The organism is Xenorhabdus sp. TH1 (assembly GCF_037260955.1).
GTDB lineage: Bacteria > Pseudomonadota > Gammaproteobacteria > Enterobacterales > Enterobacteriaceae > Xenorhabdus > Xenorhabdus griffiniae.
Window position 1 is genome coordinate 2,439,972 of sequence record NZ_CP147734.1, and the last position, 18,018, is coordinate 2,457,989.

The window sequence follows — 18,018 nt, forward strand, 5'->3', positions numbered from 1 at the left end:
TCCCAATGAATGAATTTCTCTCTTTAATCAATGCCGCCGGAATTACTGTCGGCCTTGCCATTTCTTCGCTTATCGTCGGCTTAGTTCTGGCGATGTTTTTGGCTGCGTGGGAATCTATTCGCTGGAAACCTATTGCTTTTTTAGGTTCCTGCTGGGTTACCTTAGTTCGGGGATTGCCTGAAATTTTAGTTGTTCTCTTCATCTATTTTGGCAGTTCCCAACTCCTCATTACATTATCGGACGGTTTTGATATCAATCTCATTGTCTGGCACTTTAGAATACAGATGGAAATTGATAACTTTGATGTCAGTCCTTTTCTGTGCGGGGTTATTGCCCTATCTCTGCTCTATTCTGCTTATGCTTCACAAACACTACGGGGAGCACTAAAAGCCGTCCCCATAGGGCAATGGGAAGCTGGGCAAGCGCTGGGGTTAAGCCAAAGTCGCATCTTTTTTCGCTTGATTATGCCTCAAATGTGGCGCCATGCCCTGCCAGGGCTTGGTAATCAATGGCTAGTTTTATTAAAAGATACTGCCCTAGTTTCATTGATCAGCGTTAATGATCTGATGTTACAAACCAAAAGTATCGCAACTCGAACTCAAGAGCCGTTCACATGGTACATAATTGTTGCTGTGATTTATCTGGTAATCACATTAATCAGCCAATTTATTCTCAAACAGCTTGAAATGCGCGCCACCCATTTTGAAGGGAGTGCCTCATGATGATTGAATATATCAAGGAAATTTTACCTGGCTTGCAAACCAGTCTCAGTTTGACTTTCTCAGCATTACTGGCGGCATTCACGCTCTCCATTGTCTTGACCATGATCCTGACAATGAAGTTACCTGTACTTTCTCAATTGGTAAGAGGCTATATCACACTATTTACCGGAACCCCACTCCTTGTTCAGTTTTTCTTGATCTACTATGGGCCGGGGCAATTTCCAACACTCAAAGAATATCCGTGGTTATGGCAACTTATGTCAGAGCCGTGGCTATGTGCAATGGTTACACTTACGTTGAATAGTGCAGCTTACTCAACCCAGCTATTTTATGGGGCTGTCAAAGCAATTCCTGCCGGACAATGGCAATCTTGCCAAGCTCTCGGTATGTCCAAAGTGCACTCTATGCGCATTTTGTTACCTTATGCTTTTAAACGGGCACTTTCTTCCTATTCCAATGAAGTTGTGCTGATTTTCAAAAGCAGCTCACTGGCCAGTACAATCACCTTATTAGACATTATGGGATATAGCCAGCTTCAATTTGGGCGGAGTTATGATGCCACGGTATTTATTGCCGCGGGTATTATTTACCTTTGCATAAATGGCCTTTTGACACTTCTGATGCGTATAATTGAACAGCGGGCCTTATCATTTGAACATCGTCATTAATCAACATTCATACTTAATTATCTGATTTCACCATTCCAGCCCGTGATAACCTATCGTTATCACGGGATAATCACGATAAAAAAGTCACTAATTTACATTGAGAACTAACAGTGCCAAAGTTTCATAATGTTCGGTATGAGGAAACATATCGAATAACTGTACTTTTTCTATTCGATATTGTTTAAGCATAGTAATATCTTTCGCCATCGTCTGAGCATTACAGCTCGAGTAGAGAACAAATTTAGGAGCCATCCGGCTAAGGTATTCACATAACTCTTTACCAATTCCTCTTCGAGGAGGATTTACCAACACTAACTCAGGTAATTGTGATTTATCAAGGGCAAAATGAGTGGAATCCAATGCCTGAAAATCCACCTGTTCTAACCCCAGGCTTTTGGCAGAACTTTTGGCACAACTAATCGCTTCCGCACTGATCTCAATCCCTGTCAGTCGGGTCTTTTTATCTGCACAATGCAAACCAAAACCGCCTGCACCGCAAAACAGATCCCACATACTGTCAATGTTTAGTTCCCTAACCCAGCGCCCCGCTGTTGCATACAGCGCTGAAGCAATCTCTGGATTGGTCTGAAAAAAACTACGCGGGCGAATGTATAACGGAATACCGTTAAAAGTTTCCTGTAACATCTTACGTTCGGTAAAAATGATTTCCTTCTCACCTTCCATGATCGCCATATGGGTTGGCTGAATATTAGCGGAAATCACTGTTGCTTGTGGCAATTGTTCCTTTAGCCAAGGCAAAGCACGCTCTAATTGGGCTAGCTTTGTTTCCGAACGCAAGACAAAACGCAGCATTATTTCGCCATTAGCACGACTTTCCGTCAGAAGAAGATATTTTAACTCCCCTTTCCTACGTTCAACGTTGTACGGAACTAATCCGGCTTTGGCGATAAATGTTTTTATGACTACAAATACTGCCTGAAAGTATTTTGGATACAATGGACAGTCACAAAGATCTACCGTTCTGCCATCACGATGCAACATACCAAGCAATGGACGCTCAACACTGCCACTTACTACCATCTTGGCTTTATTACGGAACTCACTTGTTTTGCTACTTACTGGCGACAACCAATGTACTACTAACCCTTCCTGTAAAAGTTGCTTTAAATGTTGTTGTTTATCATATAATTGCTGTGAATAGGACTTATCGAGCCACTGGCAGGAGTGACAATGCCCCGCGGTATACTGCGCACATTGCATCGTAAAAAACCGTATCAAAAAATATTAGTGCAAAGTAAATGTTGATGTTTTCGTTGAAGTTAAGGACTCGTCATCTTCAACTTCATCTTCAACTTCTCTCTCATTTTCCATATCATGATTGACATAGAGAAGATTATTGCTGTGAATTTCAAAAATCACATTTGCAATTTGCTCTTCACCCTGCTGTATAAAATTGGAAAATTGTCTGAAAGTCATTCCGGCAGCAATAGGGAAAGCCTGACAAACAATCAACTTAGGTAAACTTTCATCCTGAATATCAATAAATGCTTTCACAGTAAGAGAACACGCATTAACCTGACTCAAATTAGCAACCAATGGAATTATCGCAGTTGGCCTGACTTCAGCCAAAGCAGAAAACAATACTACATCACCCAACAGGTCGAGCTTAGCATCAAACAAGCCATCGATATTCTGCATATGAGGCAAATGCAAGACTGAGCCTGAATCATTCTCAAAATAAGAAATTTTGAGCTGTTCAAGCCACGTACGCAAAATTGACAAATCGGGAATAACCATAGAATCCATCGAATTAACCTCATATGACCGAGAAGTTACACATGTGCTACCTAAGAAAACTCTTCAGCAAGTAGCCATGCGTACAATAATTAACCTATTTTGTTTTTTCATCATCAGTGACAATCTGATGGTTTTTATCCGCTTTCTTATGATCAATTCCCAAAAAGGAAAGATTATAGACTGCACGCCAGATAATATGGATAGCTGCTGGAATCAAGCAACCGATACCTAATAAAATCATAGCAATGTGTGCTTCCGTCGTCATTAATAAAGGTGATAAAATTATGCTATCAGTGATTGACAAGTAAGCCAGAATCAATAGCCCGATTCCCAATACTTCCAATAAAATGACTAACTTAGGCATGTCAGCCAATGAGCGCATCTCTTTTGATGGGATCATTTTTATTCTTCTAACCTGTTCAGCCTAAAAACAGACTTTCCGTTACTCAATAAGCCTATCATACCTGAATTCCGTTTATCGGCAGGACTAATTACAACAAAAGGCAATTCCTGCTTTTTTTTGTTAATACTTGCAGGCATAGTAACCCCAGATGACATTTTATGAATGTTCATGATCATTACCACTAAGGAGTTTATATGTACACTGTCATTTTTGGTCGCCCTGGTTGTCCTTACTGCGTTCGAGCTGAAGAACTCGCTGAGAAACTAAAAAAAGAGCGTGACGACTTTGATTATCGCTACGTCGATATCTGGGCTGAAAATATCACCAAAAACGACTTATCAAAAACGGTAGGTAAACCTGTTGAAACTGTTCCCCAGATCTTCATTGACGAAAAACATATTGGTGGCTGTACGGATTTTGAAGCTTATGCCAAAGAAAATCTGGAACTATACAAGTAATTGAACCCTATAATTAGTTAAAAAAATCAGCCGTCAAAAAAACCGCTATCCAGCTGGAAACCCTTCTCCTGCTGAATAGCGGGTGCCTTAACCATACATTGCTCTTCGAAAAAATCCCACCTTCCTGAAAAATTTTTCGATTTTTTTCTCGAGGATGAGAACTTTCACATCATAATGCAGTCTTAATTATTGCCACTGCTTTTCTTTGATGTCCCCATATTGAGGAGCCCGATAGTCATCCACTTTGGTTAAAGACTATCGGGTTTTTTGTTAGTCACTAGTTAGTTACAAGATAGTGGTTATCTTCCATTACTATTATGATCTCTATATTATTTACACATGCAACATCAACGAGCATTAAATAAAATTATGAATCAATGTAATCATTTTTTATGTAAAAAAAATTTGTTAACAATAAGTTGATAAAATAAAATTACCCTGCTTACGTAAATATTTCGCTTGTGAGGCTTACTTTGCTAGAACAACTTAACCACAATCTGTTTACTTTTATCAATGCAACTCCAGATTCATCACCAACAATGATTTCGCTTGCTATCTTTATAGCGAAATATTGCGTACTGATTTATCCCATTACATTGGCCATTTGCTGGCTATGGGGAAAAGAAAGAGCCATCACATCTCAACGCGTCGTTGTCAGTAAATCTTGCATTGCTTTTGCTTTTGGCATGGCGATCTCCTATATCATCGGGGTGATGGTTCCACATGCACGGCCATTTGTTGAAGGTTTTGGCCATAATTTTCTCTACCATGCTCCCACAGAATCCTTTCCCAGTAACCACGGCACAGCCGTCTTTACTTTTGCTCTGGCATTTATATTTTGGCACCGCGTTTGGTCAGGTTTATGCCTGATGGCCATCGCCTGTTCCATTGCTTGGTCTCGTGTCTATGTGGGCGTTCACTGGCCAATTGACATGGTTGGTGCATTTTTAGTAAGCCTATTAGGCTGTGCTTTTTCCCAAATCTTCTGGAGCCAATATGGAGAATATTTACAAAACAAACTCACTCGGCTCTACCAATTCTGCTGCGCATTTTTTATCAGAAAAGGATGGGTAAAAAGTTAATCAAATCTAAATATACACCAGCCATATATTCTATATGGCTGGCCACAATCAATAACCATAAAGAAAATATGGGGTTATTTTGTTCAAGAAATTTTTTAACATTTATTCTACTCTCCATAAGTGGTTTTAAATACCAGAATGAAATCCTTCGTTATATTTAACAATACATAACTATAAAATGATTACCATTTCTTCATTAACACAGAGTTAAAGAACAAATTTCACACACAACACTTGATTATCTATAAAACTCTTATTAAAGCATAATCAATACTAAACACATTTTCATTCAACAAATAAACTCCATATTTTATGCAAAAAATTTATATTATTTATCAAAAAGTTAATGAAAATTAAGCTATAAATAGAGATATATCAAGATAGAAATATTGGCATTTATAGTTCAATTCCAGGCTTATTCAAACACGAAAAAAGAAAACTTTATTAATATGTGAACATTATTAAGGGATAAGTCAGATAGGTATTAGAATTTAAAATAAAAATAATGATATATTCTTTAACAAAAATCGCATTTTATTTTATTTAATATTTATTCAACATTTAGATAAATATCTGTAACAATTTTCCTTTTTTATATAAATCTTGCAATTGCGAGAGTGATCACGGTACATTTCACTGAAAATAACTATATTTCCCCTACCAAAAGTCAGGGGTTAAGTTTTTTGGATTTAGACAAAGCTGATGAGTTGAAGATCCTTTGTTTTAAATGAACATATTTCAGGCAACTTATTATTCATATAAAAATCCAACTCGTGCATTTAATTAATGTACGGGTTTAGTAGTTTTTAAATTTTACTTTACCGCGTTATTTCGGAGATACTTATGGACACATCTCAAGCAGGTTCGATAGCATCCTCTGCTTCCAGCAAAAGCAATCACACTACCTGGCGTAAATCAGACACAGTATGGATGCTCGGATTATATGGCACAGCGATTGGTGCCGGCGTTTTGTTTCTTCCCATCAATGCAGGTATTGGTGGTTTAATTCCACTCATTATCATGGCAATTCTTGCCCTTCCCATGACATTTTTTGCACATCGTGGAATGTGCCGTTTTGTTTTATCTGGTAAAAGCAGTGGTGATGATATCACCGGCGTGGTAGAAGAACATTTTGGTAAAGTTGCTGGCTTTCTGATCACCGTCCTCTATTTTTTTGCTATCTATCCTATTCTGCTCGTGTACAGTGTTGCACTGACCAATACAGTAGAGAGCTTTATTGTCAATCAGCTACAGATAGATGCTCCACCACGTGCATTGCTAGCATTGGTATTGCTTCTGGGTGTGATGAGCATCATCCGTTTTGGTGAGAAAGCCATCGTTAAGGCTATGAGTGTATTGGTATTCCCATTCGTCACCGTTTTGATGCTGTTAGCCTTGTACTTAATCCCTCACTGGAACACTGCTATCTTTGATAGCCTGTCGCAAGATAGTACCTTATCTGCGACAAGCAATAATGGTTTGCTATTTACTCTGTGGTTGGCGATCCCTGTTATGGTCTTCTCCTTTAACCATTCCCCAATCATCTCAGCATTCGCAGTTGCAAAGCGTGAAGAATATGGTGAACACGCAGAGAAAAAATGTTCACGCATTCTGGCCTATGCTCATATCATGATGGTGCTGACAGTCATGTTCTTTGTTTTCAGTTGCGTACTGAGCTTATCACCGGAAAACCTGGCAGAAGCAAAAGCACAGAACATCACTATTCTGTCCTATCTGGCTAACCATTTCCGTGTACCAGTTATTGAATATATTGCTCCGTTTATCGCTTTTATTGCCATTACCAAGTCTTTCCTCGGCCATTACCTGGGTGCCCGTGAAGGTTTTAACGGTATTGTGAACAAAGCAATGATAAACACGAGTGGCAAGACTATTCAGCATAAAACGCTGAATCGTATCACTAGCCTCTTTATGCTGCTAAGTGCTTGGCTTGTCGCTACACTTAACCCAAGCATCCTCAATATCATTGAGTCACTGGGTGGACCTGTTATTGCGATGATCCTGTTTATCATGCCAATGTATGCAATCAAAAAGGTTCCGGCTATGCGCAAATATGCAGGTAAACCAAGCAATATTTTTGTCATTGTGACCGGCTCAATTGCTATTTCAGCGGCAATTTACTCAGTTATGTAATCAAAATCCATGAGCTACTTTCTTCGGCAGTAGCACCTAAAAAATGCCAGTCATCAAAAAATCGACTGGCATTTTTTCATTTTAGATGTTAATCAGTACAGGTTAACCAAAGATCGAGTTAAACCAACCAATAACCGTTTTTACAACGAAATCCCACATACGTCCAAAAAAACCACTTTCTTCCACTGCTTCTTTAACAACCAGCGGACGCTGGTCAATGACTTTATCGTTCAATAGAAAGTTCACCGTACCCACCACTTGGTTCTGAGCTAATGGTGCCTCAAGCGAGGTATTATCTAGGGTAAAGCTCGCTTTCAAATTCCCGACTTGTCCACGAGGAACTATCACGGAAGCATCTTTTTCCACTCCCAATGCAACTTCTGGTCGAGTCCCATACCATACTTTCTCCGTCACCAAAGTATCACTGGCCTTTAACAGTGTCGCTGATTCATAAAAACGAAATCCCCATGACAAAAGTTTTTCACTGTCAGAAAAACGTATGCGATCACTAGGAGCGCCCAATATCACTGAAATCAGACGCATTGGCCCTTCAGTTGCCGATGCAACAAGATTATAGCCTGCACCGCTGGTGTGTCCGGTTTTGACACCATCCACATTCATGTTTTTATTCCACAACAAGCGATTGCGATTAGGCTGTCGGATGTTGTTAAAAGTGAACTCTTTTTCTTTATTCAAGGCATATTCTTCTGGTACATCACGGATCATTGCCTGACTTAAAAGTGCCATATCACGAGCAGTACTATACTGCCCTGCGGCATCCAAACCATGTACTGTCTTGAAATGAGTGTTCGTCAATTTTAGTGTTTCTGAGTACTTATTCATCAAATCAACGAAAACATCTTGGCTGCCTGCGACATAATCCGCGAGTGCAATACTGGCATCATTACCTGATTGGATGACCACACCGCGGTTCAGATCAATCACCTTAACTCTGTCACCCGGTTTCAAAAACATCAACGATGATCCCTGAAGTATTGGATTACCTGTAGCCCAGGCATCTTTACCAACAGTTACCATATCTTCTATGGAAATTTTCCCTGATTTGATTGCCTGCCCGACAACATAACTGGTCATTATTTTTGTCAAACTGGCGGGGTCTAACCGCTCATCTGCGTTATTTGAGGCCAGGATTTTTCCACTGGCATAATCCATCAACACATAGGCTTTTGCATCAATTTCAGGTGTTGTGGGCTGCTCCATTGCGTATACATTGACACTCGCTAACCAAAAAAAACCCAGGCCAAAAGTAAAAGATTTAATTATCGATATCTGCTGTCTTTTTTTCATCATCGTTCGCCCTTTTTCTCTACTAAAGCCCTATTAATATAGGATGTTATGAAAGAAGACTCCAACCCAATAACGTAAAGATTTTTCTGTTATTCAACTAGTTTTATTGTCATATTATCAATCGTTAAAAACATACTGACATTAAGGAAAAAATGATGTTGACAATTTGGGGCCGTAAAAATTCATCAAACGTGAAAAAAGTGCTTTGGTGTCTGGAAGAGCTAAATGTGCCATATCAACAAATGGATGTTGGTGGCAAATTTGGCAAACTCAACGATCCTGAATACCTGCGTATGAATCCCAATGCAGTTATTCCTTGTTTGCAAGAAGGCGATTTTATCTTATGGGAATCCAACGCGATTGTTCGCTATATTGCGGCGAAATTCGGCAAAGACACGCTTTACCCCGCCGATCTTCAAGAAAGAGCCAGTGTTGAAAAATGGATGGATTGGGTTGGTTGCAACTTCTTCCCTCCGATTAAACAATTTATGATCAACTTTGTCAGAACACCGGCAGATCAACGTGACCCTAAAATCATCAGCCAATTGTTAGCAGAGATTGAAAAATGGCTAAGAATTGTCGATGACACTCTAAGCACTCAGCAATACCTTTCCGGCAACAAATTTAGTATGGCTGATATTGCCCTGGCACCACTGGCTTATTTATGGCTAAACGTAGAAATAGAGCGTCCATCCCTGCCAAACTTAGAGCGCTGGTATCAATTGCTGACCGAAAGACCCGCTTTCAGAAAAATTGTTATGATAGAAATAATCTGAGGTTTTACCTGGTATTTCATTAACTCATTGGCATTCTGCCGGGATCTGGGAACTGATACTCAAACCCTAGTTCCCGACAGATGCGGCTACCATCAACGATTTTCTCCGCCTTCATTTCGATTTCTGCGTTTTCTGACTGTAAAAATTCTGGCGGCGTCAGATCGAGCTGGCGACTGGCTGACTGATAAAACTCGGCTCTTTTTGGGTGTATTGGTGCACACAAATTAAAAAGATGCCCGCCTTGTGGTTGTTGAATAAGAAGCTTAATGGCAGAAATAGCATCGTCTTGATGTACCAAATTGACCGCACTTTCTCCTCCACTGAGTGCCTTCCTTCCAGCGAGAAAACGCCCTGCATGACGCCCATTGCCCACCAGTCCGGCAAGACGCAAGATATCGACCGATGTATTAGGTAATTGATGCAGCCAGTTTTCCAATTCAACCAGTGCCTTGGCTGACTCAGTTTCAGGGGACACAGCCTCATCTTCATTGAGATAACCCACAGATGAACCATAAACTGAAGTAGAACTGGTGAAAATAATCCGTGGAACCGAATACGAAAGTGCAGTATCAACAACCAGTTGTACTGCTTTTACATATTCCTTCCCGCCACCAGCAACACCACTAACAGGCAATGTCAAAACCAGCACATCAACAGACATCAGCTGATCAAGATCATCTGCACCGCACACAAGCTGAGGCTCCAAATTTAGTTGGTAACAATCTATTCCACACATACACGCCGCTTCAACACCATCTGGTGTTGTTTTGCTACCAACTACCTGCATTCCCTCGCTTTGTAGTGCTTGTGCCAATGGCATTCCTAACCACCCTAATCCAATAATGGAAACTTTTCTCACCCTACCCTCCCAAAAGCAATGCCATTTTGATTTTTAGGCTATTACATAACCACGGCTAACATTACTCATATATTCGTTTAATAGCAACAAAACACATTTTTATTTAAAAACAATTAGTTATTAAGAAACAAACATCTCCTTTAAAATAAAGTTTGCTTTTTATACACAAGATCGTATAGGTTAAACAACAAGCAACCAATCCTTAGTCACAAACATAACGTTACGTACCGCCATTATTCAGTGCAGCATATTTTTGTATAAAACTTTTTTTGTAAGAAAAATAGAGAATTCGCATATATGAACCGTATTCAGTTTAACCATCATCATCACCATCATCCTGACTAGTCTTTCAGGTTGTTGTGTGCTGGAAGACATTTAACCCGTCTTCCGGTGGAATGAGTACGATAAAAAACCCTCGGAAGATCTTCCGGGGGTTTTTTGTTTCTGATTTTTAAAAATTAATGACTAACTGAACCTTGAAATAGGACAAAACACAATATGCTAGATAAAACACGCTTACGTATCGCTATTCAAAAATCAGGCCGTCTGAGCGATGACTCCAGAACATTGTTGGCGAGTTGCGGTATCAAAATTAACTTACAGCAACAGCGCCTGATCGCATTCGCTGAAAATATGCCTATCGACATTCTACGTGTCCGTGATGATGATATTCCGGGCCTCGTGATGGATGGAGTTGTCGATCTGGGCATTATTGGGGCAAACGTGCTTGAAGAAGAGCTACTGACTCGCCAGGCACAAGGAGAAGATCCTCGCTATCTGATATTACGCCGCCTCGATTTTGGCGATTGCAGGCTTTCCCTGGCAATGCCTTTCGATTGCGATTATACCAACGTGGAATGCCTGCAAGATGCCCGTATCGCAACCTCCTATCCACACTTATTGAAACGCTATTTCGACCAAAAAGGCATTTTCTTTAAACCCTGTCTTCTCAATGGTTCAGTCGAAGTTGCCCCCCGTGCAGGGCTTGCAGACGCTATCTGTGATTTAGTTTCCACAGGTGCCACGTTGGAAGCCAATGGTTTACGGGAAGTTGAGGTTATTTATCGGTCAAAAGCCTGTTTGATCCAACGTGACGGAGAGATATCAGAAGCCAAACAGCAGCTTATTGACAAACTGATGCTCCGTATCCAAGGCGTCATTCAGGCACGAGAATCCAAATACATCATGCTACATGCCCCCAACGATAAGTTGGAAGAGATTATCTCCCTGCTGCCAGGTGCAGAACGTCCCACGATCTTGCCGCTGGCAGGCGCCCAAAATCGCGTAGCCATGCATATGGTCAGTAGTGAAACCCTGTTCTGGGAAACGATGGAGAAACTCAAGGCATTAGGTGCCAGTTCTATTCTGGTGCTGCCAATTGAAAAAATGATGGAGTAACTTTGATGAACACTAATTTTAAAACCATCATTCGCTGGCAAGCATGTACGCCAGAACAACAAAAAATATTGCTAACCCGTCCGGCTATTGCCGCATCCGACGATATTGCCGATACAGTGAAACAGATTTTGGCAACCGTGAAAACACGAGGCGATCAGGCATTACAAGAGTTTAGCCAACGTTTCGACAAAACCATTGTTGAAACCATCCGAATTTCTGCCAACGAAGTAGATGCAGCCGCAGCTCGTCTGCCCCCAGAAATTAAGCAAGCTATGCAACAGGCTATGAACAATATCCGGCAATTCCACGAAGCACAAAAACCGGCAGAAATTGACGTCGAAACATTGCCCGGAGTTCGCTGCCAACAAGTTACACGCCCAATAGATTCGGTTGGACTCTATATTCCTGGCGGATCTGCTCCCCTGCCCTCAACCGTATTAATGTTAGGTACGCCCGCCAACATTGCAGGTTGCCGTAAAGTTATCTTGTGTTCTCCTCCCCCTATTGCCGATGAAATACTCTATGCTGCACAACTCTGTGGGATCAGCGAAATATTTCAAATCGGTGGTGCTCAGGCGATTGCCGCAATGGCATTCGGAACAGGATCCGTTGCCAAAGTAGACAAAATTTTTGGTCCTGGAAATGCGTGGGTAACAGAGGCCAAACGTCAGGTCAGCCAACAGATTGACGGCGCGGCAATCGATATGCCCGCAGGCCCGTCCGAAGTATTGGTTATCGCTGACAGCGGAGCCAATCCCGTATTTACCGCAGCAGATCTACTTTCACAGGCAGAACACGGCCCCGATTCCCAAGTGATATTGCTAACTCCCGATGAAAATTTAGCTAAAAAAGTTATCCATGAAATTGAAACCCAACTCATAGCCTTGCCACGCCAGCAGATCGCAATTCAAGCCTTGCAAACCAGCCGGATAATTATTACGCAAGATCTAGACCAGTGCGTCGCAATCAGCAACCAATATGGTCCAGAACACTTGATCATCCAAACTCGTCAGCCTGAACAACTGGTTGTGCAGATTACCAACGCCGGCTCTATTTTTCTTGGCGACTGGTCGCCTGAATCCGCCGGAGATTACGCTTCCGGCACCAATCACGTTCTGCCTACCTACGGCTATACTTCAACCTATTCCAGTCTCGGTCTGGCTGATTTCCTGAAAAGAATGACCGTCCAACGGATCACGCCGCAAGGATTAAAAAAACTCGCCCCCACAATCGAAACACTGGCACAGGCCGAACAACTTATCGCGCACAAAAATGCCGTTACATTACGTATGGCAGTCTTGAATAATGCAGACTGAGAACCACGGGGTTTGATAGCCATAAAAAATTAAGGAACAATCATGAGTACAGTTTTTGATATCAATTCATTGGCAAGAGAAAACGTTCGCAAATTAGTCCCTTATATGTCTGCCCGCCGTCTGGGTGGTCGTGGTGATGTTTGGTTAAATGCGAATGAGTATCCCATCGCCCCCGATTTCCAACTCACCGAAAATACACTCAATCGCTATCCTGAATGCCAACCAGCAACCGTCATTCAACGTTATGCCGATTATGCTGGCCTGCAACCGGAGCAAGTTCTTGTCAGCCGTGGAGCCGATGAATCTATCGAACTGCTGATCCGCGTTTTCTGCGAGCCAGGGCGCGATGCGGTCCTGTTTTGCCCGCCAACCTACGGTATGTACAGTGTTAGCGCCGAAACTTTCGGTGTAGAACAGAAAAAAATTCCTGCCAGTGCCGACTGGCAACCAGATATTGCCGCTATCAAAAATAATCTGGATCGCGTCAAGCTAATCTATATCTGTAGCCCCAACAATCCGACAGGCAACCTGATTGATCCTGCGGCATTACGCCAGATCCTTGAATTAGCCCGTAACCGCGCCATCGTTGCTATTGATGAAGCCTATATTGAATTTTACCCACAATATACAACTACCCATGCTACCACCCATTGGCTACATGACTATCCTCACTTAGTTATTTTGCGAACTCTCTCGAAAGCTTTTGCTTTGGCTGGATTACGTTGTGGATTTACGCTGGCCTCTGCCGATATCATCGCACTGATGCTAAAAGTGATTGCCCCTTATCCACTGGCGACGCCTGTTGCTGATATCGCGGCACAAGCACTTACGAAAGCAGGTATTGCAACAATGAGAAATCGTGTGGCAGAGATCATCAACAATCGGGCTTATCTCCAGCAAGCCCTCAGTAAACTGGCGTTGGTTGAAAACGTATTTCCAAGTGAAACCAACTATATTTTGGTGAAATTTACCGATGCAGAGCTTGTATTTAAGACGCTATGGGAACAAGGGATCATCTTGCGTGACCAGCGTAAACAACCAGGATTAACAAATTGCCTGCGCATTACCGTCGGCAACCGGAATGAATGTGAACAACTGATTCGTGCCATTAGTGCACTTTCCGACCAACCTCAACAAATCAAGGAAACTGAAAATCCATGAGCCAGAAAATGCTTTTTATTGACCGCGATGGAACATTGATCACCGAACCACCCAGTGATTATCAAGTTGATCGCCTTGATAAATTGGCTTTTGAAGCTGGTGTTATCCCTGCCTTACTTGCCCTGCAAAAAGCCAATTATAAGTTAGTGATGATCACTAATCAGGATGGGTTAGGTACAGCTAGTTTTCCACAAACGGATTTTGAGCCACCTCATGCCTTGATGATGCAAGTTTTCACTTCACAAGGTATCCATTTTGAAGAGGTGTTGATCTGCCCACACAAACCAGAAGATCACTGTCACTGCCGTAAGCCTAAACTTGGGTTGGTACAAAAATATTTGGCAGACAATGCCATTGATACTGACAACAGTTACGTCATCGGTGATCGGGAAACCGATCTACAATTAGCCCAAAATATGGGGATCAAGGGCATTCGCTACCAACCCGAATCACTAGGATGGCCGATCATTTGTCAACAACTGACCCGTAAAGATCGCCATGCCCATGTTGAAAGAAAAACCAAAGAGACCGCTATCAATATTGAAATTTGGTTGGATCGTGAAGGAGAAAGTCGTATCAATACGGGCGTCGGTTTTTTCGACCATATGCTGGATCAGATCGCAACTCATGGCGGCTTCCGCATGAATATCCAAGTCAAGGGTGATCTCTATATTGACGATCATCATACTGTTGAAGATACCGGCCTCGCACTGGGAGAAGCTTTAAAGCAAGCACTGGGGGATAAACGCGGTATTGCCAGATTTGGTTTTATGCTACCAATGGATGAATGCCTTGCTCGCTGTGCCCTGGATATTTCCGGTCGCCCACATCTTGAATATAAAGCTGAATTTAAACACCAACGGGTTGGTGATTTGAGTACAGAAATGATCGAGCATTTTTTCCGTTCTCTCTCTTACACAATGGGATGCACCTTACACCTGAAAACTAAAGGCAAGAATGATCACCATCGGGCAGAAAGCCTGTTTAAAGTGTTTGGCCGAACGTTACGTCAAGCTATTCGCGTAGAGGGCGATATTTTGCCGAGTTCCAAAGGTGTTTTATAGGAAAGGTGTAAAGGAAACTATGATGAACGTTGTTATTCTAGATACAGGCTGCGCTAACCTCGCTTCCGTTGCCTATGCCATCCGCCGGTTAGGTTATGAGCCGACGGTGAGTTTAGATGCGGATATTGTTCAGGCAGCCGATAAACTATTTCTACCGGGAGTGGGTACGGCGACTGCCGCAATGAAACAACTTGAACAACGACAATTAATTCCCTTGATTAATTCGCTTACCCAACCCGTATTAGGTATCTGTCTTGGCATGCAATTGCTGGCCCGAATCAGCGAAGAAGGTGATAACATCCCTCTCTTGCAGCTCATTGACGCCCCCGTCAAAAAAATGGTGACCGCAGATTTGCCATTGCCACATATGGGCTGGAATCAGGTAAAAGCGCAGACAGATAATCCACTGTTTCGTTCTATCGCAAATAATTCCCGTTTCTATTTTGTTCACAGTTATGCCCTGCCTGTCGGTGAATATACGATTGCTCAAACTGAATATGGCAATACATTTAGTAGCGCCATTGCAAAAGATAATTTCTTTGGGGTGCAATTCCACCCTGAACGTTCAGGGGCAGCAGGCGTACAACTACTAAAAAACTTTTTGGAGATGTAACCGCATGATTATACCTGCATTAGATTTAATCGATGGCAATGTGGTGCGTTTGCATCAAGGAGATTATGACCAACGTCGAGATTATGGCAGTTCTCCACTCTCACGCTTACAGCAATATGAACAGGAAGGCGCTAAGTTACTGCATTTAGTCGATCTAACCGGTGCCAAAGATCCTGCCAAACGCCAAATTACCCTCTTAAAAGAGCTACTGGCTGGCGTTACTGTTCCCGTTCAAGTTGGCGGGGGTATTCGTTCAGAGGAAGATATAACAACCCTGCTTGAAGCAGGTGCAAGCCGGGTTGTTATTGGTTCCACAGCAATTACACAGCCTGAATTAGTCAAACAATGGTTGCGAAACTACGGGGCAGAAGCCATTGTGCTGGCACTGGATGTTCGCATCAATGCAGATGGGGTAAAACAAATCGCTATTAGTGGCTGGCAAGAAAACAGCAACGCTACCCTTGAGTATGTCATTGAGCAGTATCTCCCTGTCGGACTAAAACATGTTTTATGTACTGACATTTCCCGTGATGGCACATTAACTGGCTCTAATATTGCGCTTTATCAGGAAATCAGCCACAAATATCCACAAATCCAATTTCAGGCTTCCGGCGGCATTGGCAGTCTCACTGATATCTCTTCCCTACCTGCTTCTGGTGTGGCAGGTGTCATTGTCGGACGCGCACTACTGGAAGGAAAATTTACCCTGACGGAGGCTATCCAATGTTGGCAAAACGCATAATTCCATGCCTGGATGTCCGTGATGGACAAGTCGTCAAAGGCGTACAATTCCGTAACCATGAAATTATTGGTGATATTGTCCCGCTCGCTCAACGCTATGCCCAAGAAGGCGCTGATGAGTTGGTGTTTTACGATATTACCGCCTCTTCCGATGGTCGCGTGGTAGATAAAAGCTGGGTGGCAAAAATTGCTGAAGTTATCGATATCCCTTTCTGCGTAGCAGGTGGCATTAAATCCGTCGAAGAGGCGGGACAAATTTTAGCATTCGGTGCAGATAAAATTTCCATTAACTCCCCAGCCTTGGTTGATCCAAGTTTAATTAGCCGCTTGGCTGATCGCTATGGTGTGCAATGTGTTGTCGTGGGTATTGATACATGGTTTGATGAAAATACCAACAATTACCAAGTCTACCAATTTACCGGGGATGAAAAGCGTACAACCGCAACCCGCTGGCAAACATTGGATTGGATCAAAGAAGTGCAACAACGCGGCGCTGGTGAAATCGTCCTGAATATGATGAATCAAGATGGTGTCCGCAATGGTTATGATCTTACCCAACTAAAATTAGTGCGTGATGTCTGTTCTGTACCACTGATTGCTTCTGGAGGAGCAGGAGCACCAGAACACTTCCGCGATGCTTTTCAGCTTGCAAATGTTGATGGCGCTTTGGCTGCCTCCGTTTTCCACAAACAGATCATTAATATCAACGAACTCAAACAATATCTTGCTACACAGGGCATCGAGGTTAGGACATGTTGACAGAACGACAATTAACAACCCAGGAAATAGAGAAACTGGATTGGAAAAAAGTGGATAATCTGATGCCCGTCATTGTTCAACACGCCATCTCTGGAACCGTGTTAATGCTGGGATACATGGATCAGGAAGCGCTAAATGTCACGCTCAACTCTGGCAAAGTGACCTTTTTTTCCCGTACTAAACAGCGATTATGGACAAAAGGCGAAAGCTCCGGCCATTTTCTGAATTTGGTCGGTATCTATCCCGACTGTGACAACGATACTTTGTTAGCCTTAGTAGAGCCTATTGGTCCTACCTGTCATACAGGCAGTGAAAGCTGTTTTGCGCCTGCACAAACCGAATGGGGTTTTCTCTATGAATTGGAACAATTATTGGCGAGCCGAAAACATGCCTCGCCAGACAGTTCTTATACTGCTCGCTTATATGCCAGTGGCACAAAACGCATCGCCCAAAAGGTTGGCGAAGAAGGCGTCGAAACCGCGTTAGCCGCCACAGTCAATGATCGGGAAGAGCTGACCAACGAAGCCGCAGATTTGCTCTATCATCTGCTGGTTTTACTCCAGGATCAAAAGCTCGACCTCAGTAGTATCATTCGTCAATTGCAGCAACGGCACTCAGCCAAAAAGTAATTTTCAATACTGGAATTGAGATCTTGAAAAGTAGCAGCCACTTCACCACGCTATATGTACATGTACGAAGTGACTGCTAGTTGTCCGATCATACCAATCCAACTTTAAGATGCGTGTCCCGCGCTGCGGGAAAAGAAATATAAGGTCTCGCT

The 18,018-nt window shown here is 42.5% G+C and carries 20 protein-coding genes and 1 other annotated feature; of the genes, 15 read left to right on the plus strand and 5 right to left on the minus strand.

Annotated elements, in window-relative coordinates; translation table 11 throughout:
• Positions 1-5: 5 nt before the first annotated feature.
• Together artQ and artM are read left to right on the plus strand one after the other, a co-directional pair.
• A complete protein-coding gene (artQ, locus tag WDV74_RS10705) occupies positions 6-722 on the plus strand; it encodes an arginine ABC transporter permease ArtQ (protein WP_338882760.1) in 717 nt (238 codons plus the stop codon).
• Positions 722-1,390, plus strand: coding sequence for an arginine ABC transporter permease ArtM (gene artM, locus WDV74_RS10710; RefSeq protein WP_338885588.1), 669 nt, complete (start codon positions 722-724; stop codon positions 1,388-1,390). Before artQ ends, artM begins: the two co-directional genes overlap by 1 nt.
• Positions 1,391-1,477: 87 nt before the next feature.
• Here artM and rlmC read toward each other — a convergent pair whose 3' ends face one another.
• The 3 genes from rlmC to WDV74_RS10725 form a co-directional block, all read right to left on the minus strand.
• Positions 1,478-2,611 carry a 23S rRNA (uracil(747)-C(5))-methyltransferase RlmC gene (gene rlmC / locus WDV74_RS10715; RefSeq protein WP_338882762.1) on the minus strand — a complete coding sequence of 378 codons (1,134 nt, stop codon included), beginning with the start codon at positions 2,609-2,611 and terminating at the stop codon, positions 1,478-1,480.
• Between the two features lie 24 nt (positions 2,612-2,635).
• On the minus strand, positions 2,636-3,157 hold the full coding sequence (locus WDV74_RS10720; RefSeq protein ID WP_338882763.1) for a YbjN domain-containing protein: 522 nt from the start codon (positions 3,155-3,157) through the stop codon (positions 2,636-2,638).
• A gap of 85 nt (positions 3,158-3,242) precedes the next feature.
• Positions 3,243-3,548: a YbjC family protein gene (locus tag WDV74_RS10725; protein WP_338882764.1), complete on the minus strand. Its 306-nt coding sequence runs from the start codon at positions 3,546-3,548 to the stop codon at positions 3,243-3,245.
• A gap of 197 nt (positions 3,549-3,745) precedes the next feature.
• On the opposite strand from WDV74_RS10725, the gene WDV74_RS10730 reads away from it, so the two are divergent.
• The 3 genes from WDV74_RS10730 (at position 3,746) to WDV74_RS10740 (ending at position 7,242) form a co-directional block, all read left to right on the plus strand.
• Positions 3,746-4,009 (plus strand): GrxA family glutaredoxin, encoded by a 264-nt coding sequence (locus WDV74_RS10730; protein WP_338882765.1) that lies wholly within the window; start codon positions 3,746-3,748, stop codon positions 4,007-4,009.
• Positions 4,010-4,482: 473 nt separating this feature from the next.
• Complete coding sequence (gene ybjG, locus WDV74_RS10735) at positions 4,483-5,091, plus strand: undecaprenyl-diphosphate phosphatase (RefSeq protein ID WP_338882766.1); 609 nt, start codon at positions 4,483-4,485, stop codon at positions 5,089-5,091.
• 843 nt (positions 5,092-5,934) lie between these two features.
• A complete protein-coding gene (locus WDV74_RS10740) occupies positions 5,935-7,242 on the plus strand; it encodes an HAAAP family serine/threonine permease (protein ID WP_338882767.1) in 1,308 nt (435 codons plus the stop codon).
• 102 nt (positions 7,243-7,344) lie between these two features.
• Here the strand turns inward: WDV74_RS10740 and WDV74_RS10745 are convergent, their stop codons facing one another.
• Positions 7,345-8,553 carry a serine hydrolase gene (locus tag WDV74_RS10745; RefSeq protein WP_338882769.1) on the minus strand — a complete coding sequence of 403 codons (1,209 nt, stop codon included), beginning with the start codon at positions 8,551-8,553 and terminating at the stop codon, positions 7,345-7,347.
• A 152-nt stretch (positions 8,554-8,705) separates the two neighbouring features.
• On the opposite strand from WDV74_RS10745, the gene WDV74_RS10750 reads away from it, so the two are divergent.
• On the plus strand, positions 8,706-9,326 hold the full coding sequence (locus WDV74_RS10750) for a glutathione S-transferase (RefSeq protein WP_338882771.1): 621 nt from the start codon (positions 8,706-8,708) through the stop codon (positions 9,324-9,326).
• A gap of 19 nt (positions 9,327-9,345) precedes the next feature.
• On the opposite strand, the gene WDV74_RS10755 is transcribed toward WDV74_RS10750, so the two are convergent.
• On the minus strand, positions 9,346-10,185 hold the full coding sequence (locus WDV74_RS10755) for an SDR family oxidoreductase (protein WP_338882773.1): 840 nt from the start codon (positions 10,183-10,185) through the stop codon (positions 9,346-9,348).
• A 297-nt stretch (positions 10,186-10,482) separates the two neighbouring features.
• Here WDV74_RS10755 and hisL point away from each other — a divergent pair, with 297 nt between their 5' ends.
• From hisL to hisIE, 9 genes are all read left to right on the plus strand, one after another.
• Positions 10,483-10,530, plus strand: a complete 48-nt coding sequence (hisL, locus tag WDV74_RS10760) for a his operon leader peptide (RefSeq protein WP_113967449.1) — start codon at positions 10,483-10,485, stop codon at positions 10,528-10,530.
• Positions 10,506-10,628 (plus strand) — a sequence feature (His leader region). (Overlaps the previous gene by 25 nt.)
• 55 nt (positions 10,629-10,683) lie before the next feature.
• Entirely contained in the window at positions 10,684-11,583 is a 900-nt protein-coding gene (gene hisG, locus WDV74_RS10765; RefSeq protein ID WP_338882774.1) for an ATP phosphoribosyltransferase, read from the plus strand.
• Between the two features lie 2 nt (positions 11,584-11,585).
• Positions 11,586-12,899 (plus strand): histidinol dehydrogenase, encoded by a 1,314-nt coding sequence (gene hisD, locus WDV74_RS10770; protein ID WP_338882775.1) that lies wholly within the window; start codon positions 11,586-11,588, stop codon positions 12,897-12,899.
• A 42-nt stretch (positions 12,900-12,941) separates the two neighbouring features.
• A complete protein-coding gene (gene hisC, locus WDV74_RS10775; RefSeq protein WP_338882777.1) occupies positions 12,942-14,060 on the plus strand; it encodes a histidinol-phosphate transaminase in 1,119 nt (372 codons plus the stop codon).
• Positions 14,057-15,124, plus strand: a complete 1,068-nt coding sequence (gene hisB / locus WDV74_RS10780; protein WP_338882778.1) for a bifunctional histidinol-phosphatase/imidazoleglycerol-phosphate dehydratase HisB — start codon at positions 14,057-14,059, stop codon at positions 15,122-15,124. Before hisC ends, hisB begins: the two co-directional genes overlap by 4 nt.
• A gap of 22 nt (positions 15,125-15,146) precedes the next feature.
• Positions 15,147-15,737 carry an imidazole glycerol phosphate synthase subunit HisH gene (hisH, locus tag WDV74_RS10785; protein WP_338882779.1) on the plus strand — a complete coding sequence of 197 codons (591 nt, stop codon included), beginning with the start codon at positions 15,147-15,149 and terminating at the stop codon, positions 15,735-15,737.
• A 4-nt stretch (positions 15,738-15,741) separates the two neighbouring features.
• Positions 15,742-16,479, plus strand: coding sequence for a 1-(5-phosphoribosyl)-5-[(5-phosphoribosylamino)methylideneamino]imidazole-4-carboxamide isomerase (hisA, locus tag WDV74_RS10790; RefSeq protein ID WP_338882780.1), 738 nt, complete (start codon positions 15,742-15,744; stop codon positions 16,477-16,479).
• A complete protein-coding gene (gene hisF, locus WDV74_RS10795; protein WP_338803184.1) occupies positions 16,461-17,237 on the plus strand; it encodes an imidazole glycerol phosphate synthase subunit HisF in 777 nt (258 codons plus the stop codon). Before hisA ends, hisF begins: the two co-directional genes overlap by 19 nt.
• The gene (gene hisIE, locus WDV74_RS10800; protein WP_338882781.1) at positions 17,231-17,866 is read left to right on the plus strand and encodes a bifunctional phosphoribosyl-AMP cyclohydrolase/phosphoribosyl-ATP diphosphatase HisIE; all 636 of its coding nucleotides are present in this window, start codon (positions 17,231-17,233) and stop codon (positions 17,864-17,866) included. The genes hisF and hisIE overlap by 7 nt, the downstream gene beginning before the upstream one ends.
• Positions 17,867-18,018 lie beyond the last annotated feature (152 nt).